This window comes from Bacillus rugosus (genome assembly GCF_023238245.1).
Classification (GTDB): Bacteria; Bacillota; Bacilli; order Bacillales; family Bacillaceae; genus Bacillus; species Bacillus rugosus.
Map to the genome: position 1 here is coordinate 2,883,927 of NZ_CP096590.1, position 25,646 is coordinate 2,909,572.

The 25,646-nt window shown below is 44.2% G+C and carries 26 protein-coding genes; 5 read left to right on the forward strand and 21 right to left on the reverse strand.

The features are described from left to right. Nucleotides 1-99 precede the first annotated feature (99 nt). Entirely contained in the window at nucleotides 100-402 is a 303-nt protein-coding gene (locus tag M0696_RS14665; protein WP_003223529.1) for a YtpI family protein, read from the forward strand. A 19-nt stretch (nucleotides 403-421) separates the two neighbouring features. Here M0696_RS14665 and M0696_RS14670 read toward each other — a convergent pair whose 3' ends face one another. The 14 genes from M0696_RS14670 to sppA all read right to left on the reverse strand — a co-directional run bounded on the left by M0696_RS14670 (nucleotide 422) and on the right by sppA (nucleotide 12,993). Beyond that, nucleotides 422-1,741 (reverse strand): CBS domain-containing protein, encoded by a 1,320-nt coding sequence (locus M0696_RS14670; protein ID WP_222143328.1) that lies wholly within the window; start codon nucleotides 1,739-1,741, stop codon nucleotides 422-424. A gap of 119 nt (nucleotides 1,742-1,860) precedes the next feature. Next, entirely contained in the window at nucleotides 1,861-2,544 is a 684-nt protein-coding gene (locus tag M0696_RS14675; RefSeq protein WP_003223523.1) for a metal-dependent hydrolase, read from the reverse strand. Nucleotides 2,545-2,605: 61 nt separating this feature from the next. Continuing rightward, complete coding sequence (locus tag M0696_RS14680; protein ID WP_248602092.1) at nucleotides 2,606-3,373, reverse strand: SDR family oxidoreductase; 768 nt, start codon at nucleotides 3,371-3,373, stop codon at nucleotides 2,606-2,608. Nucleotides 3,374-3,499: 126 nt separating this feature from the next. Further along, entirely contained in the window at nucleotides 3,500-3,634 is a 135-nt protein-coding gene (locus M0696_RS21015) for a hypothetical protein (RefSeq protein WP_261311405.1), read from the reverse strand. A gap of 61 nt (nucleotides 3,635-3,695) precedes the next feature. Then, a complete protein-coding gene (argH, locus tag M0696_RS14685; protein ID WP_222143329.1) occupies nucleotides 3,696-5,081 on the reverse strand; it encodes an argininosuccinate lyase in 1,386 nt (461 codons plus the stop codon). Continuing rightward, nucleotides 5,078-6,289, reverse strand: coding sequence for an argininosuccinate synthase (locus M0696_RS14690; protein WP_248602093.1), 1,212 nt, complete (start codon nucleotides 6,287-6,289; stop codon nucleotides 5,078-5,080). Before M0696_RS14690 ends, argH begins: the two co-directional genes overlap by 4 nt. A 169-nt stretch (nucleotides 6,290-6,458) precedes the next feature. Continuing rightward, a complete protein-coding gene (locus tag M0696_RS14695) occupies nucleotides 6,459-6,971 on the reverse strand; it encodes a MogA/MoaB family molybdenum cofactor biosynthesis protein (RefSeq protein ID WP_248602094.1) in 513 nt (170 codons plus the stop codon). An 85-nt stretch (nucleotides 6,972-7,056) separates the two neighbouring features. Continuing rightward, complete coding sequence (locus tag M0696_RS14700; protein WP_003223511.1) at nucleotides 7,057-8,244, reverse strand: acetate kinase; 1,188 nt, start codon at nucleotides 8,242-8,244, stop codon at nucleotides 7,057-7,059. A 346-nt stretch (nucleotides 8,245-8,590) separates the two neighbouring features. Continuing rightward, a complete protein-coding gene (locus M0696_RS14705; RefSeq protein WP_248602095.1) occupies nucleotides 8,591-9,577 on the reverse strand; it encodes a class I SAM-dependent methyltransferase in 987 nt (328 codons plus the stop codon). A gap of 59 nt (nucleotides 9,578-9,636) precedes the next feature. Then, complete coding sequence (gene tpx / locus M0696_RS14710) at nucleotides 9,637-10,140, reverse strand: thiol peroxidase (protein ID WP_003223506.1); 504 nt, start codon at nucleotides 10,138-10,140, stop codon at nucleotides 9,637-9,639. A gap of 108 nt (nucleotides 10,141-10,248) precedes the next feature. Beyond that, nucleotides 10,249-10,710 carry a GerW family sporulation protein gene (ytfJ, locus tag M0696_RS14715; protein ID WP_014114770.1) on the reverse strand — a complete coding sequence of 154 codons (462 nt, stop codon included), beginning with the start codon at nucleotides 10,708-10,710 and terminating at the stop codon, nucleotides 10,249-10,251. Between the two features lie 13 nt (nucleotides 10,711-10,723). Further along, on the reverse strand, nucleotides 10,724-11,404 hold the full coding sequence (locus tag M0696_RS14720) for a DUF2953 domain-containing protein (protein WP_248602096.1): 681 nt from the start codon (nucleotides 11,402-11,404) through the stop codon (nucleotides 10,724-10,726). Nucleotides 11,405-11,478: 74 nt separating this feature from the next. Next, nucleotides 11,479-11,973, reverse strand: coding sequence for an RDD family protein (locus M0696_RS14725; protein ID WP_166849665.1), 495 nt, complete (start codon nucleotides 11,971-11,973; stop codon nucleotides 11,479-11,481). 12 nt (nucleotides 11,974-11,985) lie between these two features. Continuing rightward, on the reverse strand, nucleotides 11,986-12,993 hold the full coding sequence (sppA, locus tag M0696_RS14730; protein ID WP_248602097.1) for a signal peptide peptidase SppA: 1,008 nt from the start codon (nucleotides 12,991-12,993) through the stop codon (nucleotides 11,986-11,988). Nucleotides 12,994-13,179: 186 nt separating this feature from the next. Here sppA and M0696_RS14735 point away from each other — a divergent pair, with 186 nt between their 5' ends. Next, entirely contained in the window at nucleotides 13,180-13,983 is an 804-nt protein-coding gene (locus M0696_RS14735; protein WP_166849627.1) for an NAD kinase, read from the forward strand. A 36-nt stretch (nucleotides 13,984-14,019) separates the two neighbouring features. Here the strand turns inward: M0696_RS14735 and M0696_RS14740 are convergent, their stop codons facing one another. The 5 genes from M0696_RS14740 to M0696_RS14760 form a co-directional block, all read right to left on the reverse strand. Beyond that, the gene (locus M0696_RS14740) at nucleotides 14,020-15,606 is read right to left on the reverse strand and encodes an amidohydrolase (RefSeq protein ID WP_248602098.1); all 1,587 of its coding nucleotides are present in this window, start codon (nucleotides 15,604-15,606) and stop codon (nucleotides 14,020-14,022) included. A gap of 19 nt (nucleotides 15,607-15,625) precedes the next feature. Beyond that, a complete protein-coding gene (mbcS, locus tag M0696_RS14745; protein WP_166849621.1) occupies nucleotides 15,626-17,215 on the reverse strand; it encodes an acyl-CoA synthetase MbcS in 1,590 nt (529 codons plus the stop codon). 177 nt (nucleotides 17,216-17,392) lie between these two features. Further along, a complete protein-coding gene (gene sspA / locus M0696_RS14750) occupies nucleotides 17,393-17,602 on the reverse strand; it encodes an alpha type acid-soluble spore protein SspA (protein WP_003223491.1) in 210 nt (69 codons plus the stop codon). Between the two features lie 92 nt (nucleotides 17,603-17,694). Continuing rightward, a complete protein-coding gene (thiI, locus tag M0696_RS14755; RefSeq protein WP_248602099.1) occupies nucleotides 17,695-18,900 on the reverse strand; it encodes a tRNA uracil 4-sulfurtransferase ThiI in 1,206 nt (401 codons plus the stop codon). Nucleotides 18,901-18,903: 3 nt separating this feature from the next. Then, entirely contained in the window at nucleotides 18,904-20,049 is a 1,146-nt protein-coding gene (locus M0696_RS14760; RefSeq protein ID WP_166849616.1) for a cysteine desulfurase family protein, read from the reverse strand. 201 nt (nucleotides 20,050-20,250) lie between these two features. Between M0696_RS14760 and brnQ the strand changes: the two genes are divergently transcribed. Then, nucleotides 20,251-21,591: a branched-chain amino acid transport system II carrier protein gene (gene brnQ, locus M0696_RS14765; protein WP_166849613.1), complete on the forward strand. Its 1,341-nt coding sequence runs from the start codon at nucleotides 20,251-20,253 to the stop codon at nucleotides 21,589-21,591. Nucleotides 21,592-21,687: 96 nt separating this feature from the next. Here brnQ and ezrA read toward each other — a convergent pair whose 3' ends face one another. Next, on the reverse strand, nucleotides 21,688-23,391 hold the full coding sequence (ezrA, locus tag M0696_RS14770) for a septation ring formation regulator EzrA (RefSeq protein ID WP_222143339.1): 1,704 nt from the start codon (nucleotides 23,389-23,391) through the stop codon (nucleotides 21,688-21,690). A gap of 196 nt (nucleotides 23,392-23,587) precedes the next feature. On the opposite strand from ezrA, the gene hisJ reads away from it, so the two are divergent. Beyond that, nucleotides 23,588-24,394, forward strand: coding sequence for a histidinol-phosphatase HisJ (gene hisJ, locus M0696_RS14775; RefSeq protein WP_222143340.1), 807 nt, complete (start codon nucleotides 23,588-23,590; stop codon nucleotides 24,392-24,394). Here hisJ and refZ read toward each other — a convergent pair. Further along, entirely contained in the window at nucleotides 24,391-25,014 is a 624-nt protein-coding gene (refZ, locus tag M0696_RS14780; RefSeq protein ID WP_003223478.1) for a transcriptional regulator RefZ, read from the reverse strand. The genes hisJ and refZ overlap by 4 nt on opposite strands. A 127-nt stretch (nucleotides 25,015-25,141) precedes the next feature. On the opposite strand from refZ, the gene M0696_RS14785 reads away from it, so the two are divergent. Next, nucleotides 25,142-25,633: a GAF domain-containing protein gene (locus tag M0696_RS14785; protein ID WP_222143341.1), complete on the forward strand. Its 492-nt coding sequence runs from the start codon at nucleotides 25,142-25,144 to the stop codon at nucleotides 25,631-25,633. The last annotated feature ends 13 nt before the right edge of the window (nucleotides 25,634-25,646 follow it).

Sequence of the window (25,646 nt, forward strand, 5' to 3'; positions counted from 1 at the left end):
ATCACATTCTCTGCCGACGGAAAAGAAAAATAACGTCAAAACCAAGCCCGTTTTTGTATAGAATGGGTTTGTAAACTTTTACGATGGAGGATTTCATTTATGCTGGTTCTTGTTTTTTTGATTGGGCTTTCAGCCTGCTTTTATGTGTACTATAAAGTAAAAGGCGTTCGGGCTAAGCAATCTTTGGAAAAAGAAATCTGTTCAGCAAAATCAAGCATGGCCTTAGGGTCACTGGTCCTGTTCTACGGGCTCAACCAAATGATATTATTTCATTCTGTATTAACGTTAGTAATCGGCGGTATCTTTATCGTCATAGGAGCAGGAAGCGCTTGGGCAGGTTATAAAGCCTACAGGCATTACTATCCCCTTCACGCCAAAGAAGCTGAAAGAGATCACGCGTAAGGGGCGCCTGAAACGTCCCTTAGCTTCTTTCCATCAGCTGAACCATCAGCATCGCTTTAGACACGATATGGCCTTGGCTGTGCACTTCGACTTCCATTTTTCCGAACTTTCTGCCCGCCTCCAGAATGCGCGGTTTGACTTCGATGACCGACTCCATCTGCACAGGCTTCAAAAAGAAAATGGTGATGCTTTCGATTACGAGCTCGCCGCGTTTTTTCGAGCGCAAAAACCGGTTTGCCGCTTGCGTCAAAATGGTCGTAAACACACCATAAGAAATGGTTCCGAGCTGGTTTGTCATCTGCGGCGTGACTTCATACTCGTAAATCGTTTGATCCTCTTTATCACCACCCTCATCTTTAAATCCCCTTGAAACAATATCATCCAGCTTCTCCCCGACCTGCGGCTGCTTTTGAATCATTTGAAGCGCTTTTAACACGTCTTGGCGGCTGATCATGCCGATCAGTTTTTGGTGGCCGTCAGTGACGGGAAGCACTTCGATCCCTTCCCATACCATCGTTTGTGCCGCTGAGGCGACAGATGTTTTCCCAATAACCGTAACGGGATTTTTAGTCATGACCTTTTCGATAGGTGCGTTTCGGTCGTGGCCGGCAATATCTTTTGATGTCAGGATGCCGTGGATTTTCATCTGGTCATCGACAACCGGAAATCGGCCGTGCCCCGTTTCAAAGTTTTTCTCATACCATTTTTCAAGTTTATCCTTAGGCGAAAGATATACCGTACGGTCAGCAGGCGTTAAGATGTCCTCCACCAGGACAATTTCTTTTTTGATCAGCTGGTCATAAATTGCCCGGTTGATCATCGCGGCGACTGTAAAGGTGTCATAGCTCGTAGATAAAATCGGCAGCTCAAGCTCATCTGCCAGCTGCACAATGCTGTCATCCGTGTTGAAGCCCCCGGTCACCAATACAGCCGCGCCTGCTTCGAGCGCCTGTCTGTGTGCGTTGATTCTGTTACCGACAATCAAAAGATTGCCCGCTGCGGTGTAACGCATCATCGCGTCCAGCTCCATTGCGCCGATGACAAACTTATTCAATGTCTTATGGAGCCCGGCCCGGCCTCCAAGCACTTGTCCGTCTATGACATTTACAACCTCCGCATAGGTAAGCTTTTCAATATTCTCTTTTTTCTTTTGCTCAATCCTAATTGTGCCCACACGTTCAATCGTGCTGACAAACCCTTTATTCTCTGCTTCCTTGATCGCTCTGTACGCGGTCCCTTCGCTTACTTTCATTTCCTTTGCAATTCTTCGCACAGAAATTTTTTCACCGACAGGCAGTGAATCAATATACATTAATATTTGTTCATGCTTCGTTGCCAAGCCTTTCACCTCTAAGGACAGTCTTCTGTTTTCATTATAAGGTTTCGGAGGATTTATACGCAATGAGCGGAGAAAATAAAAAAACATCCCCTGATGAATCAGGAGATGTTTTCACCCGTTTAAAGCTCGATCGTCTCACCGACCGCCATGACTTTACCGACTCCGCCCGGCAGGCTGTCAGCGAAGGCCTCAGGGTCTTGTTCGATGACCGGGAATGTATTGTAATGCACCGGCACGACCTGTTTTGCCCGCAGCCATTCAGCGGCAAGCTTGGCGTCTTCAGGCCCCATCGTAAAGTTATCGCCAATCGGCAAGAAGGCAATATCAATATGATTCAATTCGCCAATGAGTTTCATATCAGAGAAAAGAGCCGTATCGCCCGCGTGGAAAATCGTTTTATCTTCTACAGTCAGCAAAATACCGGCTGGCATGCCTGTGTAAGTAATTGTTTTGTTTTCTTCATCAGTGATGGCTGATCCGTGAAAGGCCTGTGTGAGCTTCACTTTTCCAAAATCGAACTGGCGGGAGCCGCCGATGTGCATTGGATGAACATTCAAGCCTTTCCAGCCTAAGTACACGGCGAGCTCGTTCGGCGCTACAACCAGCGCGTTGTTTTGCTTGGCAATTTGCTCAGTGTCGCCGACATGATCATTGTGGCCGTGCGTCAATAAGATAACGTCTGCTTTTACATCCTCCGGCTTTACATCCGTTAACGAATTCCCTGTCAAAAACGGATCAAATATAATATGATGATCCTTCGTTTCCACTGTGATTACAGAATGTCCGTGATATGTCACTTTCATTTCTTTCACCTCGTCACGTTATTTTGTTTTCTTATTTTCCCTTTTTAAAAAGCTGAAAAACTTATGTTGTTTGATTCTTATTAATGACATTGAGGCCTCCGGTGGCTTCAATGACAGTCCCTGTCACAAGGTCTGAGTTCTCCTCACACAAGAAAGCGATAATCCGGGCGATATCCTCGCCTGTGCCGGATCTTCCTATCGGCGTTTTTTCTTTGCCGATTCTCTTCCTGGCTTCCTCTATTGATGCTTCCTTCATGTCGCCGACAATGTCACCCGGGCAAACCATGTTGGCAGTTATGCCGAATTCGGCTTCTTCAATGGCAATGGTCTTCGTCAAAGAAGCCAAGCCCACTTTCGCAGCGCCAAATGCCGATCGATGAAGCCAGCCGGGCGCGTGCGCCGCACCTTGGAATCCGTACGTGATGATGCGTCCGAATTGCTGTTTTCTCATAATAGGAATAACCGCTTTGAATAAATGAAAGACGGCGCTTAAATTACCTTCCAGCATGCCGTACCATTCATCATCGGTATAATCGGCTAACTTTTTACGTTCAAATATGTATGGTCCCGCGTTGTTAATCAAAAAGTCGATCCTTCCGAAGCGGTTTAAGGCTGCCTCTGCAATACGCAGCAGATCTTCTTTTTTGGTGACATCACCTTTTACAAATTGCAGCCGGTCAAGACAATCATGACAGGCTTCCTTCAGGCGGCTGACAGCATCCTCATCCTGTCTGTAATTGACTGTTACTGAATACCCCTTTGCAAGCAACGTCTCAGTCACTTTGCGGCCTAAACCCTTCGAACCGGCAGTAATTAAAGCATGTCGCACATGAATACCTCCCAAAGCAACGTCGCCGCTTTCAATAAAGTGTTTCTTCTTCTACTTTACTATAAAAGGCCTTCAATATCACTTTTTACACTTTGACATACAAAAAAAGCTGCCTATACAGACAGCTTATTCAGCAGAAGATGAAGGCTCCTGATCAGGCATATCCACATAACCGCTTTGATATGCTTCTGAAATGAGCCTTGTTGTCTCCTGGCTTTCTTGTTCATCATAAATATAGCGTTCCGGTTCTTTTTTCATCATTCTGCCTCCCATCATTATAGAGGTAGGTTGGCTATAATGACGGAATTTTATGAAGGAAATTTTAGCAAACTCCTGCTGCCACGCAAGCTTTCGCTTTTTCAAGCGCCTGCTCCACCTGTTTGAATCCGGTGCCTCCGGCGCTCATTCTTTTTTCAACTGCGTGGTAAGGGTCTAACACGGTGTAAATATCTTCTTCGAAGAGCTCGCTCGCCTGCTGAAAGTCACCAAACGGCATATCGCTTAAATAGATCCCTTTTTCAATGCATGTGTACACAAGTTTTCCGACCACTTCATGCGCTTCTCTGAACGGCATTCCTTTTTTCGCTAAATAATCGGCCAGTTCTGTCGCATTTGAAAAGTCTTGTTTTGTCGCTTGCTTCATGACCTCTTTGTTGACCGTCATTGTTTGGATCATGCCTGTGAAGATTTGCAGGCTGCCCTCGACCGTTTTCACTGTGTCAAACATGCCTTCTTTGTCTTCTTGAAGGTCTTTATTGTAAGCGAGTGGAAGGCCTTTCATGATCGTAAACAGCCCTATCATATCGCCGTATACGCGTCCCGTTTTTCCGCGGATCAGCTCTGCCATATCAGGGTTTTTCTTTTGCGGCATCATGCTGCTTCCTGTTGCGTACGTATCGTCAAGCTCGATGAATTTAAACTCCTGAGAGCACCATAGAATGATTTCTTCAGAGAAACGGGATAGGTGCATCATCAGCATACTGCTGTTGCTTAAAAACTCCAAAATGAAATCTCTGTCGCTGACGCCGTCCAGACTGTTTTCATAAATAGAGTCAAAACCGAGCAGTTCTGCTGAATAATCACGGTCGATTGGGAAGGTTGTTCCCGCCAGTGCCCCGCAGCCTAGCGGAGATTTGTTAATCCGCTTCATCGAATCCTGAAAACGCTCCTTGTCGCGTTCAAGCATCCAGAAATACGCAAGCAAATGGTGAGCGAATGAAATCGGTTGGGCGCGTTGCAGATGTGTGTAGCCCGGCAAAATCGTTTCGATATTTGCTTCCGCCTTTTCGATCAGCGCGCCTTGGAATGCCTCAATCAGCTCGATGATGTGGCCGACATGATTTTTTAAGTATAAATGCATGTCAGTTGCCACCTGGTCATTCCGGCTTCTGCCAGTATGCAGCTTGCCGCCAAGAGGGCCGATTTCGTCAATAAGCATTTTCTCAATGTTCAAATGAATATCTTCATAATCGACTGAGAAGTCCAATGCTCCTTCCTCTGCTTTTTGCAGAAGGGTATTCAGTCCCTCCCGGATTTTCAGTTCTTCTTCCGCTGTCAGGATACCGCATTTTTTCAGCATGGCAGCATGTGCGAGAGACCCTGTAATGTCTTCAGTGACTAAATTTTGGTCAAATGATATAGACGCGCCGAACTCGTCGACCCATTTTTCCGGTGTTTTTTGAAATCGGCCTCCCCAAAGCTTCTTCATGCTTTAATCTGCTCCTTCTTTTTCACGATGCTGTTCACTTTTGTCGGAAGTCCCCAAAGCTCGATAAACCCGATTGCCGCATGGTGATCAAACGCATCGTCTTTTGTATATGTTGCAAGTTTTTCATCATATAGAGAGTAATCTGATTTACGTCCTTCTACAATCGCATGGCCTTTAAACAGCTTCACGCGGACAATGCCTGTGACATGCTTTTGCGTTTCTTTTAAGAAAGCATGCAGCGCATCTTTCAGCGGTGAGAACCATAAGCCGTTGTATATGATTTCTGACATTTTTTGCTCGATGATCGGTTTAAAGTGGGCTACCTCTTTAACCAGTGTCAAATCTTCCAATTCTTTATGCGCTTTGATCAGTGTCATCGCACCAGGGCATTCGTATACTTCCCGGGATTTAATGCCGACAAGACGGTTTTCCACGTGGTCGATACGTCCGACACCGTGTGCGCCTGCCATTTCATTCAGCTTTAAAATCAGTTCAGAAAGCGGGTAGGATACGCCATCAATGGATACAGGCACACCTTGTTCAAATGCAATTTCAATCACTTCCGGCGTGTCCGGCGTTTTTTCCAGCGGAGCTGTTAAATCGTATGCACCTTCTGGCGGCGCCGCCCACGGATCTTCTAAAATGCCGCACTCATTTGCACGTCCCCAGAGGTTTTGGTCGATAGAATACGGGCTGTCAAGATTGATCGGAATCGGAATGCCGCGGCTTGCCGCATATTCGATTTCTTCTTCACGTGACCACTGCCATTCCCGAACCGGCGCGATAACTTCAAGGTCAGGGTTTAATGATTTAATGGATACTTCGAAACGAACCTGGTCATTTCCTTTTCCTGTGCATCCGTGCGCAATCGCCTGTGCATCTTCTTTATCTGCGATTTCAACCAGTTTTTTCGCAATCAGCGGTCGTGATAATGCTGAAACGAGCGGATATTTCCCTTCATACATCGTGTGGGCCTGCAGAGAGATAAGTGCGTAGTCCTGTGCAAATTCTTCTTTCGCATCGATCACGTAAGAGTTTGTCGCGCCGACTTCCAGCGCTTTCTGCTGAACAAATGCCAAATCTTTGCCTTCACCGACGTCCAGGCAGCAGGCGATTACATTATATCCTTGCTCCTGAAGCCATTTTATTGCAACGGAAGTATCAAGACCTCCTGAGTATGCTAATACGACTTTTTTCTGTTCTGACATGATAAAAATCCCCTCTCACCGTGTTTCTTTTTTGTATAAAAATAAATTATATTTAATAAAAATACATTTTGTATGTATACACTTTAACAAGTACTTTTCGTTTTTTCAAGCCTTTTATAAAAAAAACTTCACCTAAATTTCCAGGTGAAGTTTCGTAGTATTTATTCATTTACTTGTCTTTTCTGATTTCTCTGACCACATGTGCAAGTTCGGGAATAATCAGCTTATTCATTGCCAGCTTTACCGCACCGCTTGAGCCTGGTGTTGAGAAAACAGCTGTATGCTGGATGACACCAGCAGTCGCTCTCGACATGATTGCGGCAGAGCCGATATCCTCTGTATAACTCAGCATCCTGAATATTTCTCCAAAGCCGGGCAGCTCTTTCGAAAACAGCGGCGTAATGGCTTCAATTGTGACGTCCCGATTTGCTATGCCTGTCCCTCCGTTTAAGAGAACCGCGTCTGTTTGTTCATCCATGCAGCCCGCAAGAACAGCCTGCTGCAAAGCATCCTTCTCGTCTTTTACAATTTCATATGCAGCAATGTGATGACCGGCTTCTTCTAAAAACGAGATCATCAGCTTGCCGCTCTTATCGGTTTCTTCCGTCCTTGTGTCACTGACTGTGATCACTTTGCACCGAACGATATCGGGAGCTTCCTGTTTATGCTCTTGAACGCTCATTGGCCCACCTCTTTTATTTTTCTGTCTGTCATTATCATGCATGAACAAAAAAGCACATTCAAGAGAATGTGCTTTTTCAACTGATTTATTTTGCTAAACGGACAACGTCGCGCGCAATCATGACTTCTTCATCAGTCGGAATGATCATGACTTTTACTGGAGAATGTGGATAGCTGATGAAAGCTTCCTCGCCGCGCACGTTATTAAGCGCAGGATCCCAGTATACGCCCATGAATTCTAAGCCGCGAAGGACGCGTTCTCTAACTTCCACACTGTTTTCACCGATGCCGGCAGTAAAGATGATCGCATCTACACCGCTCATTCTTGCAGCGTAAGAACCGATGTATTTGTGGATTCTGCTTGCGAAGACTTCAAGGGCAGTTTCCGCACGCTCATTTCCTTCTTTCGTTGCTTCAACGATGTCACGAAGATCGCTTGAGAAACCGGAGATGCCGAGCAGTCCGCTTTTTTTGTTTAATGTATTCAGTACTTCGTCAGCCGTTTGGCCTGTTTTCTCCATGATGTATGGGATAAGGGCAGGGTCGATGTTTCCAGAACGTGTACCCATTGCAACACCGGCAAGCGGCGTGAAGCCCATAGATGTATCAATTGATTTGCCGCCTTCAACAGCAGCAATACTTGCACCGTTTCCAAGGTGGCAGGAAATCAGGCGTAAGTCTTTTAACGGACGGCCGAGAAGCTCTGCCGCGCGCTCAGTCACATATTTATGTGAAGTGCCGTGGAAGCCGTATTTACGGATGCCAAACTTTTCATAGTATTCATACGGCAGGCTGTACAGGTAAGACTGTTCAGGCATTGTTTGGTGGAATGCTGTATCAAAAACAGCAACCGCAGGAACATTTGGAAGCACTTCTTTGAAGGCTTTAATTCCAACAATATTTGCCGGGTTGTGAAGCGGTGCCAATTCAGAAATATCTTCAATTTCCTTAATGGTTTCATCTGTTAATAAAACAGAATCGCTGAATTTTTCCCCACCGTGTACGACGCGGTGACCGATTCCGTCAATTTCATTCAAATCTTTAATAATGCCGAATTCCGTTAACTTGTTCAGCAGCATTTTAACAGCTACCGCATGATCCGGAATATCAGTTACTTCTGTATTTTTTTCGCCGTTTACAGAAATTGTGAATACGCTGTCGGCGATACCAATTCGTTCAACTAAACCCTTCGTTAAAACGGTTTCTGAAGGCATTTCGAAAAGCTGAAATTTCAAAGACGAGCTTCCTGCGTTAATTGCAATAATTTTGGACATGATTGACGCTCCTTTATACTCTGTATCAACAACTTCGTTTTTCGTACTTTTTTCCCGGTGAATATCATCATCTTCTCCGAAAAATATCTGACTTTTCCATTTAAACATTGTCATGTCGGCATTTCAAGTCAACTTGTGTATTGATAACGCTTACAACGAGAAGTCGTTATTTTCAGACATATCATCTATAGATTTCATGTTGACGAACGCTTACAATTTGCGGTTTTTCTTTCTGTATTTTGTGTTTCAAAGCGGGATTCAATTCGCCGGTCTTGTCTTCAAGTGCACAAATAAAAACAGCTTAAGCATCCATCGTATGACGGCTGCCTAAGCTGCTATTTAACATCTATTTTTCTTTTTTAAACCACGCATCCAATTGTGCCATCATGTCAAGCATCGGCTTCTGATTGGAGAAAGACGGAAGATTCGCAAGCAGAATTTGGCTCGGCGCTTTTGTCTCCTCTCCTTTTTTCTGAAGCACAAGGATGCTTTTGGCATGAGCCTCGTCTTTAAAAATGGATTTTGGCAGCTGCAAAAGCGCGTTGATATGAACTTTATCTTTGAAAAACTGCTTCAGCTTGTCGCTTTGGGAGCTCTCAAATAAATGATTCGGGATCATAAAAAATAAGTAGCCGCCCGGTTTGGTGTGCTTGACGCTTTGTTCAATAAACAGATGATGAGCGAAGGAATGGCCTTCGTCAGCTTTAAGCTCAAACGCTTCTGCTCCTTCGTCATTCGGATAATAGCCGACTGGCAGATCGCATATGACCGTGTCAACAGGATCGATAAACAGCGGCTCAAGGCTGTCCTGATGGAAAAGCTCAAGCTCTTTTTTCAGAAGGTTCGCTTGGGCATACGCGATCTTCAGCAGCACATCATCAATTTCAATGCCATAGCTATTTGCCGTTTTTTCAGACAGCTGGTTCAGCACGGTGAACAGAAGGTTTCCCGTTCCGACAGCCGGATCAAGAATCGTCAGTTCCTTTTGGTCTGACATAAACTTATTCACCAAATAACTGATGAAAAGCCCGATCGTGTCCGGCGTCATTTGTCTGTTCGGATGGGAGATATCTTTCAGGCCTTTCAGGACAGCAAGCTGAAAAGCTTTGCGCACCCACTCGTGTTCATACGTGCCGAATTCCGCTTTTTCAAGCAGAGCCTGAAGCTGTTCGGTTTTCTCATCAGGCAGTTTCAGCTGATCCGTTTTTTCAAGGAAATACATTTCTCCCGCTTCAGCCAGCGCCTCTATATATGAAATTTGCAATTCATTCTTTATAATGATCGCGGCTTCGTTTAACAGCTCGTAAACCGCACCTACATGGTCTTTTTGCATATATGTTCCTCCTTGCCATGAAAAAAGCTCCGGCGGCAGCCTGGAGCTTTTTTCCCTGCTTACTTCACTAATGCCTTGGCAGCCTCAATTGGCTTTTCATAGTTCGGGTGGTTTGTTGCTTCGCTTACATATTCAGCGTAAACGACTTTTCCGTTCTCATCAAGGACGAATACGGAACGCGCAAGCAGACGAAGTTCTTTAATATACACACCGAACGCTTCGCCAAATGACATATCTCTGTGGTCAGACAGTGTTTCCACTTTGTCAATTCCGTTAGCACCGCACCAGCGCGCTTGCGCAAATGGAAGGTCTGCACTGATTGTATAGACGTTAACATCTCCAAGCTTTGCAGCTTCTTCGTTAAAACGGCGTGTTTGCGCATCACAAACACCTGTATCAATTGAAGGGATAACAGAAATAATCGTTACCTTTCCTTTCATATCAGCTAACGATTTTTCTTCGAGGCTGTTAGTCAGCACTGTGAAATCAGGAGCTTGATCTCCTACTTTCACTTCTTGTCCGACGAGTGTAACCGGACCGCCTTTAAATGTAATCTCAGCCATTATAATTCCTCCCTTTTGTATGTATGACTCTATCATAGTAAAGTTTCCTGCAAACTGCAAAGTTTATGCCAAAAAAAAGTTAACTGCGGCGGCCGCAGTTAACCTTCTTTAATAATTCATATTGTTCATTTGGTTTTGATTTTGGCCTTGTCCCTGACCTTGGTTCTTGTTATTTTTCTTGAACATTTGCTGGATGCGTTCAAGGGTTTGAGGGGCTGCGTCTAAAATTTTCTCAATCAAATGGGTATTTTCATCTAAATGAAGCATTCTGATTCCTGTCGATCCGACAATTAAAAACGCGATCGGCGTAATGGACACACCGCCCCCGCTTCCGCCTCCGAAAGGAAGTTTTTGTTCTCTTGTCTCATCGTCTTCCGATTTCTTTTCTGCCGGCTTTCCGCCAAACTCGCTTCCGCCTGCGGCGAATCCAAATCCAACTTTAGAAACGGTTAAAATCACGCTTCCATCCGGCGTTTCAACCGGATCTCCGATGATGGTGTTAACATCAATCATTTCCTTCAAGTTCTCCATTGCGGTTTTCATTAAACCTTGGATGGGATGGTCTGCCATATACGCTTCCTCCTTAAACTGATGAATCATTCTTTGAAGTCATTCGGGACGACGGATTCTTCTTTAATACGGATAGCTCTCGTCCGTATTTGACGAATTTGAAAGCTGCAAGCATAGCATGTCCAAAGCGAAAAAAGAATATACACTGAAAATGGGTCTTGGAGACAGGGACTTGAAACGATGGAATCACTTCATAGACAGGTTTATTCACAAAGTCCAGATGGTCGTACAGCATCGCAGCGATGCCGCCTTTCACACCCCATACAGCACCTGTTAACACACCAGTTACTGCCGCGTCATGAATTCCAACGATTGTAACCCATTCGAGTTTTGTGATATGTACATGCGCCAGAAAAGTCGCGTTGGTTTTCCGTAAATTTTTGACCTGGTGCAGAAGCATTTCGATTTTATGAATACTCTGCTGCACATCATCAAACGTAATTTTTTTCTTACTGCTGCTTTCTTTCACTTTAGATTTTGATTTTTGTTTGATATCAACTGTTCCGTCAGCTTTGTTCACCTTAATGGCCGGGATTGATTTTTTGATCCGGATCAGGCCAAACAGCGTCGTGATCTTCAAGGTCAGTTTGTCGTTATCATTTGTGTGAAGATACTCTGCAGCGACATGAACTTTCATTCTGAGAAGCAGCATGATACCTATAAGAATAAGAATGGCTGTCAGCACATATACCATATTCTTCACTTCCTCTAGGAGCATTATCGCCAAATCATAAAAAAATAAACCCGGATGAAGTCCGGGTTTATCGGTTATTTGCTGTATAGTTTTTCATGCACCACAGTCGTATCCGCAATGTAATCATGAATCCCCTGCTTTGTGGGTGAAAAAGCAACGACGATATATAAAATCCAAATCTTGTCAATATACCGTCCGACTACTTCACGAAAAATTACTGTACTCCATGTCAGCTTGCGATCCGGTTTCACAGAAACCACTTTGAGGCCGAACACCATTTTTCCAAGCGTCTGCCTGAAGAACTTTGTCATCAGCGCAAAATAGGCAAGATAAACAATAAGCGTTGTCACACTGTAGGCCGAGAAGGTAAACATGCCAGATGTTTTCGGCAGATCCAATACGGTAAAGAGGGGAGAAACAAGTAAATGATTTAATCCCCATACAACGAGCCAATCAAGCAGGAAAGCCCAGAAACGAACCCAAAAGCCGGCATAGGCATGTGTCAGCTGCTCCGCTTCTTGCGGGCTTTTGATGTCATTATGCTCCAACTCTTCATATGTCACATCCATTATTGATCCCTCCTACTTCGCATAGAGATACATCATTCTCGGCGAACCGGATTGTGAAAGAATTTCTCTCATATTCAGAAAATCAATTTCACTCTTAAACATTTTGTTGGCGCCCATGGAAAACAATGAGCCTAATCCGAAGCTTTCCTCGTAAGAAATGACTGAGGCGTTTTTCAAATCCTTATGATCTTTTTTCATCGCAGAAATGGTATCGTCATAAAAACCAAGCTCATCAACGAGATTCAGTTTTTTCGCCTGCCGTCCGTCATACACGCGTCCGTCCGCAATTTTTTTTACCTCTGTTTTCGACATGCCGCGGCCTTCAGAAATGACATCAACAAAGCCTTCATACGAATTATCAACCATCGATTGCATGATGTTCTTTTCTTCTTTCGTCATCTCACGGGAAGGTGACATAATATCCTTATGGGCCCCGCTCTTAATTGTCTCAAAAGAAATGCCGAGCTTATCAGCAAGCTTGGAATAATTGACGCTTTCCATAATGACGCCGAGTGACCCGGTCAGGGTTTCCGGTGTCGCAAAAATCTTATCTGCCGCCGTTGAGATGTAATAGCCGCCGGATGCTGCCATCGATCCCATCGACACATAAATCGGTTTTTTTGTTTCTTTCTTGATTTCTTCCAGCTTCTTATGTATTTCGGCACTTTCATACACTCCGCCGCCCGGTGAATTCACCTTCAGAACAATACCTTTGACCGCCTTGTCATCTTTTGCACGCTCAAGGTTTTTTAAGAACGTTCTGTGGTTATATCCGTCTGAACCGAGCAGACTGCTTGAATCCCCATTATCCTGAATGGTGCCGCTGACCTTCAATACGGCAATTTTACTTGAGAGACTGCCATTTTCCAGCGTCTTTTCCTGTGACTCATCCGTCAGTGAAGTGAGATCCGTTTGAGCGCCTTTGACGCTTTCAAAGAAACTCATTGAGATGCTGACGATGATGGACACGCCGAAAATCCCCAAGGCAATCACTAATGCAATCCATCTTTTAGCATTCATTTTTTTCTCCTCCTTTTTCCCAAACTCTCTCATTATACGATTCAATATGAAAAATGTTTCATGTGATGAGAAAGCTCCGGCTTAACGGGCTGCCGGCAAACGTGGTACACTTATGGCCAAAGGTATTTTATCACAAATACTGGATGGCAGAAAAACTTAAATATGACAGCAAAGGGGAAATGGGATATGACCGATCAACGCCGTAATGTTTATTTTTTTCACAAACAAGACCAGGAAACAAACGAACAAGCCAGCTCTTTAACGAAATTGGCTGAAGAGCATGGATTTACGGTTGTGAATCAGCACTCAGACGCCAATATCATTGCTAGCATTGGCGGGGACGGCACATTTTTGCAGGCAGTCAGAAAGACGAATTTCCGTGACGACTGCTTGTACGTCGGCATTACCAAAAAGGGGAAAGCTCATTTATATTGCGACTTTCATAGTGATGAGCGTGAAAAAATGGTCGATGCAATGACGTTTGAACAAATTGAAGTCAGAAAGTATCCGCTGATTGAAGTGACAGTGGATAATGCAAGTCCTTTTCACTGCTTAAACGAGGTTTCCATCCGTTCAAGCATCATTAAAACCTTTGTGATGGACGTGCTGATTGATGATCTGCACTTTGAAACGTTTAGAGGTGACGGGATGATTATCTCGACGCCTACAGGCAGCACCGCATATAACAAGTCTGTTGCAGGTGCGGTCGTTGATCCGCTGCTCCCATGCATGCAGGTATCTGAACTTGCTTCTCTTAACAATAACACCTACCGGACACTCGGCTCGCCATTTGTCCTCAGTTCTGACCGAAAGCTGACCCTTCGTGTGGTACAAGACGGCAACGAGCACCCAATCATCGGCTTGGACAATGAAGCACTCAGCACGAGAAATGTGAAAACGATCGAAATCAAACTGTCTGACAAGAAAATCAAAACAGTCAAATTAAAGGACAATTCATTTTGGGAGAAAGTGAAACGCACTTTTTTATAGAAAATGAAAAGGACAGGCTTCCCGCCTGTCCTTTTATTATTTCTCATATACAATCTGGCCGTTTATTACGGTTTTTTTAATGTCTAAAAGATGAAGCTGTGCAGGGTCAATTGTAAAGGGATTATCGCTGAGAACCGTAAAATCCGCGTCATAGCCTTCGGCAATTTTTCCGCGTGACTTCTCTTTATAAATGATCCTTGCGCTTCCTTCTGTATAGAGCTTAATTGCTTCATATACCGTTAAACATTCGCTTTCGTTATAGCTTGGTCCGTTCTGCTCATGACTGCTTTTCCGGAGCACCGCGGACTGGATGCCAAGAAGCGGGTCAACAGGCTCAATCGGAGCGTCTGAACCGCCCGCGCATAAAATGCCTTTAGACATCAGCGTTTTCCACGCAAAGGCTGTGTTCATCCGGTCTTTTCCGAGACGTTCAATGACCCACGGAAAATCACTGGCGACAAAATGAGGCTGAAGATCAAGTGCGATCGGCATACGTACTGCTTTTTCGATTAATTCATCATTTAGCACTTGAGCATGAATCAGCCGATCATGCCGTCCATTTTTGGGTGGATGCTTTTCTATTGCGTTCAACACTTTTTCAAAAGCAAGATCGCCGATTGCATGAACCGCAACCTCCATGCCTTTTTCTCTCGCTTTTCGAATGAGCCGGCCAAGGGTTTCGTCATCATGAACCTGAACACCATTAGTGGATGGATCATCCTGATATGGTTCTTTCAATAAAGCCGTTCTGCCGCCAAGCGCCCCGTCTGCAAAGATTTTCATTGCACCGAATTCCACATACGAGCCGGACGGCTTCTCCAGCTGCTCCCATCGATCGACCGCTTCGTGATGAACGAGCAAATGACAGCGGAATGGATAATTTCCGCTAGCGGCAGCTTTCTCATAAGCTTTCATCGGCACCGAGACATCACCATAATAGGACAGGTCTTCCGAATGTCCGCCAGTCAGGCCTTTTGTCCAGCAGTCTTCTATCGCAGCCGTAAGCGCCTCATCAACATAGTGCTGGGAGACTGGCGGGACAGTCTTCAGAATCAAGTCCTGCGCCTTATCAAACAGAAGCCCGGTCGGCTCACCGTTTGCATCTTTTGCGATGACTCCGCCTTCAGGGTCAGGAGTGTTTCTTGAAATCCCTGCCGCTTGAAGAGCCGCAGAATTGGCAGCTATCGCATGCCGGCATATTCGCTTGAGCAAGACGGGCCTGTCTGGAAATAAGCGGTCGAGATCATGCTTCACCAAATAGTCCGGTGTCTCAAACTGATTTTCATTCCAGCCCTCTCCAATGAGCCAATCGCCTTCAGGAAGCTGCCGCTCTCTTTCCTTGGCAGCCTGCAAAATAGCTTCTTTTGACGTTAGTGCGGACAGATCGAGCTGAAGCTGTTTCTCGCCGTGGCCGATCAAATGTAAATGGCTGTCGACAAAACCGGGAAACATCACTGCTCCGTTCAGGCAGATTTCTTCTGTTTCCGGGGACCCGTACTTTTTCTTCAGACGTTCATAGCTGCCGGTGCCCTTTATGACACCATCCTCAACATAAACTGCCTCTGTCCGATCGCCTTCTGCGAGCATCGTATAAATGAAACCGCCGTGCCATATGGCCTTCATTCACGTTCACTCTCTTTCTTTACGCCTTTTTATTGGCTTTGAGCTGTTCTTCACGTTTTCTTAATTCCACTCGTCTGATTTTTGCAGAAGCCGTTTTCGGCAGGCTTTCTACAAATTCAATCTCTCTTGGATACTTGTATGGAGCGGTAATGGTTTTCACATGATTTTGCAGCATTTTGATAAGCTCATCACTGCGTTTTTCGTGATCTTGCAGGACAACGTACGCCTTAACGATGGAGCCTCTGATTTCATCCGGGCTTGCGACAACAGCACATTCTTTTACTTCAGGGTGCTTAACAAGCGCGTCTTCCACTTCGAATGGCCCGATCGTGTAGCCGGAGCTGATAATGATATCGTCATTTCGGCTTTCAAACCAAAAGTAACCTTCCTCATCTTTTTTTGCTCTGTCTCCTGTTAGGAAATAATCGCCGCGAATTTGTGTTTTCATTCTTTCCGGATCTTTGTAATATTCTTTAAAGAGCGCCGGCGTGCTGAGGTGAACAGCGATATCGCCAACCTCACCAGGTTTGCAGATTTCACCGTCTTCATTAATGATCTCCACCTGATTTCCCGGTGTCGGTTTTCCCATACTTCCTGGTTTAATATCCATATCTTTCAAGACACCGACTAAAAGCGTGCTTTCTGTTTGACCATATCCGTCCCGCACCTTAATGCCGAAGTGCTTTTGGAAAACATCAATCACTTCACGGTTGAGCGGCTCGCCTGCTGACACAGCGCTGTGCAGTGCAGAAAGATCGTAGCGGTCCAAGCCTTCGACCTTCGCCATTAAGCGGTATTCCGTCGGCGTACAGCAGAAGACATTGATTTTGTACCGGTTTAAAAGTTCTAAATATTTTTCTGCTTTGAATCTGCCGTGGTACACAAAACCCGTTGCTCCGCTGCCGAGTACCGCTAAAAACGGGCTCCACACCCACTTTTGCCAGCCAGGAGCAGCAGTCGCCCAGACGATATCCTTTTCAGAAATATCAAGCCAAGCGCCGGCAGATGTTTTCAAATGAGCAAATGCCCATCCGTGTGTATGTACAACACCTTTAGGCTGACCTGTTGTTCCGGATGTATAAGATAAGAAAGCCATATCATCTCTTGTTGTGTCAGCTGTTTGGAATTGGCTTCCGTCAGCTTCAATCGATAAGAGATTTTTCCAGTTGGCATCGTTTTCGCCAATAGACAGCTTAATCAGTTTGTCAGCCGTACTGACGTCACGGAAAGCGCCGATAAATTCAGAATAGACGATGGCGCCTTTCACTTCTGCATGTTCAATTCGGTATTCAAGATCTTTCGCACGAAGCATTTCCGAGCACGGAATGACAACCATTCCTGATTTCAGGATAGCCAAATAAACAGCATAGGCTTCAAGCACCCGCGGAACCATGACAATCAGTTTGTCTCCCTTTTTAAATCCAAGGTCAGCCAAAGCCGCTCCAATTTTATTTGTTTCTTCCATCAGCTTTTCATATGACCAAGATTCTTGCTTGCCCGACTCATCCTCCCAAAGAAGAGCGGTTTTCTGTCCAGCGGCACTGAACTTTTCCATTTCATTCACTAAATTATATTGCATAGGGGCAATTAAATCTTCTCGTTTTAACACGAACAACTCCTCACTTTCTCCACCCATTATACATAAATACAGGCTCTTTCCGTAAGGATATGCCTAAAAACAAGCCACGTAAACATAGGTTTTATAGGCCGCTGGTCCTTTTTTTATCTAAAAAACGAAAAAGAGTGGGGATACCCCCACTCCTAAGCCATTATGTGAAATTGTAAATTAGAATTGTCCTCCGCCCATGTTTTGTTGAGCAAAAGATACAAGACGTTTTGTGATCTCTCCTCCAACAGAACCGTTAGCGCGAGAAGTTGTGTCTGCTCCAAGGTTTACACCAAATTCAGAAGCGATTTCTAATTTCATTTGGTCGATAGCTTGAGCAGCTCCTGGTACTAAAAGGTTGTTGCTGTTACCTGAGTTATTGTTAGCCATGTGTCTCACCTCCTTGTGAGTATAGAATGTGTTAAAACACATGGCTTCATTCAAAAAAACTTTGGTAATTGTATACAGGAGCTGGAGCTGTTTTAAAAGAGTTCCGCGAATTTATCGTTTGCTTCTTGTTCGCTATACAGCGTCAGTGTTTCAATGTTTTCAACCGCTTCTTGAATATACGGTTCAAAATCAACAAAGCTTTCAAAGTGTTCGATTTTTTCTTTTTTAGGGCGCGTTTTCGGGCTTGGCGGCGTAAAGATCGTACAGCAGTCTTCAAACGGCTGAATGCTTGTCTCATATGTGCCGATTTCCCGCGATTTTTCGATAATTTCTGTTTTATCCATGGCGATTAACGGACGCAAAATCGGTGTTGACGTCACCGCATTAATCGCGTACATGCTTTCCAGCGTTTGGCTCGCTACCTGACCGAGGCTTTCTCCCGTAATAATGGCAAGCCCGTTTCTCTTTTCTCTGATTCTGTCTGCAATTTGAAGCATGAGGCGGCGGGTTGCCGTCATTGTGTAGTTCTCAGGAATTTGTTTTTGGATGAGCTCTTGCGTTTTTGTAAATGGAACGATATGAAGCGTCATGCTTCCCCCAAAGCGGGATAGGCATTTTGCCAGATCCATGACCTTTTGCTTTGCGCGCTCGCTTGTGTATGGCGGGCTGAAGAAATGAACAGCTTCTACCGACAGTCCCCGTTTCATGGCATAAAATCCGGCCACAGGGCTGTCAAAACCGCCGGATAGCATTAGCATCGCTTTGCCTGCTGAACCAACGGGCAGTCCGCCTGCACCTTTTTCATTGCGAATCGTCAAAAAGGTCGCTTCTTCTCTGATTTCGATTCTGAGCGGGATGTCAGGGTTGCGGACATCGACTGTCAATCCTTCTGTATGTCGCAAAATATGGCCGCCGATTTCAGCGTTCATTTGATTTGTATCTAATTCAAATTGTTTATACGCTCTCTTCGTTTCGACTTTAAACGTATCACCAGGCTGATACTGATTCTCGATAGCCTGCAGCGCAGTTGCCTTAATATCATCAAGGCGGCTATCACACTTAATCGCCAGGCTGAAGCTTTGGATGCCAAATACCTGCTTTAAATGAGGAAAAAGAGCCTCAGGATCTTCACCATTTAATGTAATCGTCATACGGTCCCGATTGGAAAAGTATTTTAAGTTCGGATAGTCTTTCAAAACGAGTCTGACATTTTGCTTTAAGCGCTCAATAAAGCTTTTTCTGTTTTTTCCTTTGGTCGAAATTTCCCCAAAACGAATTAATATATGATCGTAATTCATATTCTACCTCATCATTTTCTTTAATTTTTTGATGCCAGGACGGAGCGCGTTCATAAACGGTTCTGTCACATCGCTTGTCTGGCTGTAGTTTAAGCTGATTCTGATGCTGCTTCCGGCAATTGGCTCTCCCTTGCCCATCTGTAAGAGAACTTTGCTGGGCTTATGCTCTTTTGCTGAGCATGCCGATGTTGTTGAGACGAATATATCCTGTTCCTCGAGCATGTGTAAAAGCACTTCAGCTTTAATCCCCGGAACAGAGAAATTAATAATGTGCGGCGCACTATTCATTTGAGGCGTGTTGACAACGACGCCTTCGGTTTCACTCAGCCTTTTCATAAATAATTCCTTAGCGGCAGCCATCTTGTCAATCCGTGTTTCAAAATCAGCAGCGGCAAGATTAATGGCTTTGGCAAGCGAAACCGCACCCGCAGTATGTTCCGTTCCGGCCCGTATGCCTTTTTGCTGAGAGCCCCCCGTTATCAGCGGGATAAGGCGTGTTCCTTCTTTTACGATAAGTGCGCCTGTCCCCTTCAGCCCATGAAATTTATGCCCAGAAATTGAACAAAGATCAATGCCGGCTTTTTCAATGGCCAATGGCACTTTATAGATGCCCTGCACATAATCGACGTGGAACAAAATGTTTGGGTGCCCCTTCAGCACTTCCCCTGCCTCTTCAATCGGCTGCACAGAACCGACTTCATTGTTAACATGCATCATGCTCACAAGCACAGTATCAGGACGGATGGCTTTTTTTAATTCTTCTATTGAAACAAATCCGTCTTCGTTCACTGAAAGATAAGTGACGTCAAACCCGAGTAACTCTGTCAGCTGTTCTAACGATTCCGTAACGGACGGATGTTCGATAGAAGTGGCAATGATATGTTTGCCTGCTTTTATTTTTGACAAAGCGGCCCCTTTTAAAGCCAAATTATTAGCTTCTGTAGCGCCTGACGTAAATACAATATCATAATTCTTTAGGCCTATGGCTCTTTTTATCTGATGTTTAGCTGCCTGAAGCAGCTGTTCCGTTTCGGCTCCATACCGGTGCAAAGATGAAGGATTTCCAAAATATCTTCTGCTTGTTTGTTCATATGTGTTCAAGACTTCATCGTACGGTTTGGTCGTTGAACTATTGTCTAAATATAACATCTTTTTACTCCTTTAATATGAAAGCGATACAAAACTAATTTTATATGTTACCATAACAAATTACTGCTGAAAAAGTAAATAAAATTACTATTGACTTCTTCATACATTCACCTATAATTAGATTTGTTACTTTCGTCATATTATCTGACAATTAATTGACAGAATATTCTACCATAGTGAAATTAGGAGGATTTATACGTTATGAAATCATCACTATCAGCCAAGGAGACGATCGCCATTGGGCTTATGCTCTTCGCTTTGTTCTTTGGCGCAGGAAATATGATATTTCCGCCTGAACTTGGACAAGCAGCCGGTGAAAATGTTTGGAAAGCGATGACAGGATTTCTCGTGACGGGTGTCGGCCTCCCGCTTTTAGGTGTTGTAGCTGTTGCATTAACAGGGACAGATGCTAAAGGCCTTGCAGATAAAGCACACCCGGTCTTTGGAACTATTTTTACAGTCGTTCTTTATTTAACAATCGGACCGTTGTTTGCGATTCCGCGAACAGGCACTGTTTCTTATGAAATTGCGGCTCTACCTTTTGTAAGCGGCATGCCTGCATGGCTGACACTTCTTATTTTTACGTTTCTTTTCTTTACTGTTACGTACTACCTGGCTTTAAATCCTACAAAGCTTGTTGACAGGATTGGCAAGGTATTAACACCTATTTTACTTGCTGTTATCGCAATCTTAGTCATCAAAAGCATCGTGACGCCAATGGGGGACATTCAGCCACCGCTTGAAGCGTATGCTTCCGGATCATTGTTTAAAGGATTTTTAGAAGGCTATAAAACAATGGATGCACTTGCTTCTATCGTGTTCGGAATTGTCGTTGTGAATGCCGTTAAGGACAGAGGCATCACCAGCCGTAAATCTGTTGCTTCCGTATGTATTAAAGCAGGACTTGTTGCCGCAGCAGGCCTCGGCCTGGTTTACGTTTCACTCGCCTATTTAGGAGCAACAAGCACAGATTCTGTCGGACTCCTTGGAGCAGGAAGCAAAATTTTATCAGAATCTTCACAGCATCTGTTCGGATCATTAGGAAATATCATATTAGGCGTCGCTATCCTATTCGCGTGCTTGACTACAAGCATTGGCCTTGTCTCTTCATGCGGAAATTATTTCTCAAAGCTGATTCCTTCTTTATCTTATAAAGCGGTTGTAACGATTGTCACTGTGTTCAGCTTTATTATTTCTAACTTTGGGCTTTCAAATATTATTTTGTTCTCAGTTCCTATTTTATCAGCTATTTATCCGTTAGCAATTGTTATCATTTTGCTTTCATTTATTGAAAAATCATTTAAAGGCAGACGTGAAGTATATATTCTTTGTTTGATCGCAACTGGTATTTTTAGTATTATCGATGGCCTGAATGCCGCAAGCATTCCGCTCGGTTCTTTAAATAAAGTTCTCGGTCAGTCACTGCCTCTTTACAGCTTAGGATTTGGCTGGGTCATCCCTGCAATCATTGGAGGCATTGCCGGTTATCTGATTTCTCTTGCTACCGGTTCGAATAAAAAACCAGCTGATATCAACCAGTAAAAACGAAAAGCCTTATTGGATCTACATCCGATAAGGCTTTTTTATATGCTGAATACATATAAAAGGCCGAGCACTTAAGCTCGGCCTTTTTACACTTTATTGATATTGATGAATTTTTGTCTTTTGTGATTCTAATTTTCGGACAGCACCTGGTGCGGCTTTTTCAACTGCAGCTGCTGCAATTTCATACGCTTCACTGTAATCATATTCATAAAAACGTCTTTCCGCTTCTTTCAGCTGTTCAGATAAAATATGATTCTGGCTTCTGAACCGGTTTCCGAACTGAATGATTTTTTCAATGAGGATCACCTGCTCGACAAGTTCCTCTGATTCCCGGCTTGCCCTGTTGACGATATCCTCTGCTTGTTTTAAATGGGCTCCGGCTTCTTCCATATTTAATGGAAGTTCGTTTAGTTGATTGACTGTTTCTTGAATGTGATGATACGCGTTTTCTAGCATCTCTTGAATGTGACTCGGAATGCCTGGGATATTGCTTGTCTTCAGCAGTCTTGCCGTCTCAGAAATTGTTTTTTTCAGATTGCTGAGCGTCTCTCTCGCCTGAAGCTCTTCTTTTCTCAGTGCTTGCAGCTTTTCACGATATTCTGCATGCTCTTTTTTCACTTCTTCAATCTGCTTCTCTATTGAAGCAACTTCTTCTACTAAAAGTGAGTAGGCGACGTGCTCTGCATCGAGCTTATCTTTAACGGATGAGAGCAGCTTGCCAATTTCATCAAGGCGCTTTTCAAAAGCCTGCTGCTTGCCAAGCTCGCCAGCTGTCAGTCTGTAGCTTTCCTTCACCAGCTCAGTTTCCGCCTTTGTATCCTCTTTCTCTTCTATCAGCTTGTCATAAGCAATGATCAATTCAGGCATTTTGCTTAACACAGATTGGCCGGCTTCGACTTCGCCCTCCAGCTGCTCATAAACAGATTGGATATTTTCGTCTATGAGCTGCAGGATTGCGGATGCTTCATCAATATCCAGCTCACTCATCAAGACATGTTCCGCCCGCTTCAGTTGATTTGACAGATTTTCTAATTCCTTATCAAGCTGGATATGCTCAAGCTTATACCCTTTCTCTTTCATTTCGCGATAGCCGTCCTTGAGCTTTGCAATCTGTCCTGGCACCGTCTGTTTGCAGTCAGCTAGCAGCTTCGGCACGTCATCTATGTATGACTGAAGCCGTTCAAGATTGCGGTCCTGCTCAAGCAGCACTTTTCGTGCAGTAATATAGTTTCCGCCTTCTGTTTCTTCTTCAAATTGTTTGATTCCGCTCCAAATTTCGTCAAGATCCTTTTCAAGGCTTTCATAAAGCTCCCCGTAAAGGTGGCTGTAAGCCAGCAGGTTTTTTCGCGATTTTGAATAACGTTCCCTCACCTGTTCAATCTCTTCACGGCTCTTTTCCTCACTTGTAACGAGGTCGCTGATTTCGCGAAGAATCTTTTCAATGCTCGATTCCGCCGCAGTCAGCAGGTCGTCGATATGAACGAGCACTTGATTGGCCTTTTTAAAACGGTATTTGTCTGCATTTTCCTCGGCATCATAAAGGAGCTCTTCAACTTTCGGCATGTGGGCTGTGACAATCTCATCCCATTCTTCACGCCACTTCTCAAAGAACTCTTCTGTCTGACCCGTCATTTTCAAATGTTTAATTTTGGACATTTCTTCCACAATCGACCGGTTTAGAATTTCAATCTTCCACGATTCCAGCCGGTCAATTTCGGCGTAGATTTTTTTCCTGAAAAAGTAGCCTGCCGCAAACAGCGCAAGCAGTACAATTAATAATCCAATGACAAACTCCATAATGAGCCCCCTTGCTGTTAACCTTAATCTGTCAGGGTGTTTTATTTATTCAGAAAGATTTCAGGATATGTATTGAGAAAAACTGTCGTTTTCATTGTTATTATGATACCATGTAACCAACATTTTTTGACCAGAAATCAAAAACTTTTTGTGCAAAATCGGCAGGATTTGACTATTTTTTCATGGGGTGACGCCAATGCAAAAGCGAGACGGACATATTCACACACCATTTTGCCCTCACGGCTCAAATGACACACTCAGACAATATGCAGAAGAAGCCATAAAAAAAGGCTTTGATTCGATTACTTTTACCGAACACGCCCCATTGCCGCCCTCTTTTACTGATCCGACACCGCTGAAAGACAGCGCGATGGCACAAGCCTCTCTGGAGCGCTATATCAATGAAATTTCCGGATTAAAAAAAGAATATCGCGGACAGCTTACCATACAGACGGGGCTTGAGGTCGATTATATTGCTGAATTTGAAGACGAAATCAAATTATTTCTGGACACATACGGTCCATACTTAGATGACAGCATCTTATCCGTTCATTTTTTGCGCGCGGGTTCTTCCTATCTGTGCCTTGATTATGATGAGCATACCTTTAAGGAGCTGATTTCAGCCTGCGGGAGCATTGAAGCTGTATATGAACAGTATTACCGCAGCATCTATTCTTCCATTGTAGCATCTCTCGGCTCTTATAAGCCAAAAAGAGTCGGTCATATCACACTTATTCAAAAATTCATCAAGCTGTTTCCATACAGCATGTCTGAACATATTCGCGAATTCGTTTCTCAGTGCCTGAGTGCCATTAAAGAAAACGGAATGGAGCTCGACTTCAATACTTCCGGCTTAAGAAAAATGTACGCTGGCGGCATTTATATCGAGGATTGGATGCTGAATGAAGCGAAGCAAAAGAAAATCCCGCTTGTGTTTGGGTCTGATGCCCATCAAGCGGGAGATGTCGGATACGCATATGAGACGTTTTTGGAGCGGTGCTAATTGATAAGCGCCACGTCTCCTGTCCGGAAGACGCTCCTGATCCAAATTTTGATTTCTTCAAAATACATTTTATAAAAATACGGCTCATGCGGCTGCATGTAGAGTACTTCTGAAATATATTGAGGCTGGAGATATGGCATCATTAAGAGAGATTTTAATTGGAGAATAAAATGGGGCAGCGGCAGCGTTAAATGTTCACGCTGTTTTTCTCCTTCCTCAATGATAAGCTGGAAGATATACTTTTCCTTCATTAGATATGTCGACATAATTTCCCTGATTAACGTGGAGTCAATCGTGACTTCCCGGTAGACAAAACGAGTTAATTGACGATGATTATGCTGATAGGATAAAATATCGAAAACCAATTGGAGAAGCTGTTCCTGCGTGCTTTGAGAAGAGATATTGCCTGCCGCTGTTTCAAGCGTTTTGCTGTAGCCTTCGTAAAACTCTGAAACTAAGTGTTCCATCAAACCTCCTTTACCTTTAAAATAGTAGGAGATGTGCGCAACATTTACATCAGCTGACTTGGCGATTTCACGGACAGACGTGCCAGAAAATCCTTTTTGGTTAAAGAGCATGACAGCAGATTCAATAATTTTGTCTTTGGTGCTTACTTTCATACGGCTCACTCCTTCCTCTTGATTACTATTCAAGCAGAAGGCCACTGTTCCTGTAAGAACTTATCGACAAATGCCGGCAGAAAAGCCGGAATTTTGTTTTATATTATAGTAAAAGTGAGGGTTTTCCATGTTCCATGTCGAAAAACAATCTGGAGATAAAGAAAAAGACTATAAGCTTCTGCTAAAACAGCTCGAAGCCATGACCGAAGACGAAACAGATCAAATTGCAAACTATGCAAATGCCTCAGCGCTTCTGTATCATTCTTTGCCTGAAGTCAACTGGGCGGGTTTCTATTTTGCCAAAGAAGAGGATGGGCAGCTTGTGTTAGGGCCGTTCCAAGGTCTGCCGGCATGTGTTCGGATTCCTTTCGGCAGAGGCGTTTGCGGCACAGCGTATGCAAACGGAAAAGTGGAGCGTGTTGAGGATGTAAACGCGTTTCCGGGACATATCGCCTGCGATGCAGCGTCTCAATCAGAAATTGTGCTTCCGATTCATGTAGGCGGAAAAGTTGTCGGTGTTTTGGACATCGACAGCCCAGTGAAAAACCGTTTCGACGAAATTGATGAAAAATATCTATCACAATTTGCCGAAACGCTTGAAAAAGCGTTAGCACAGTAATATAAAAGCCCAA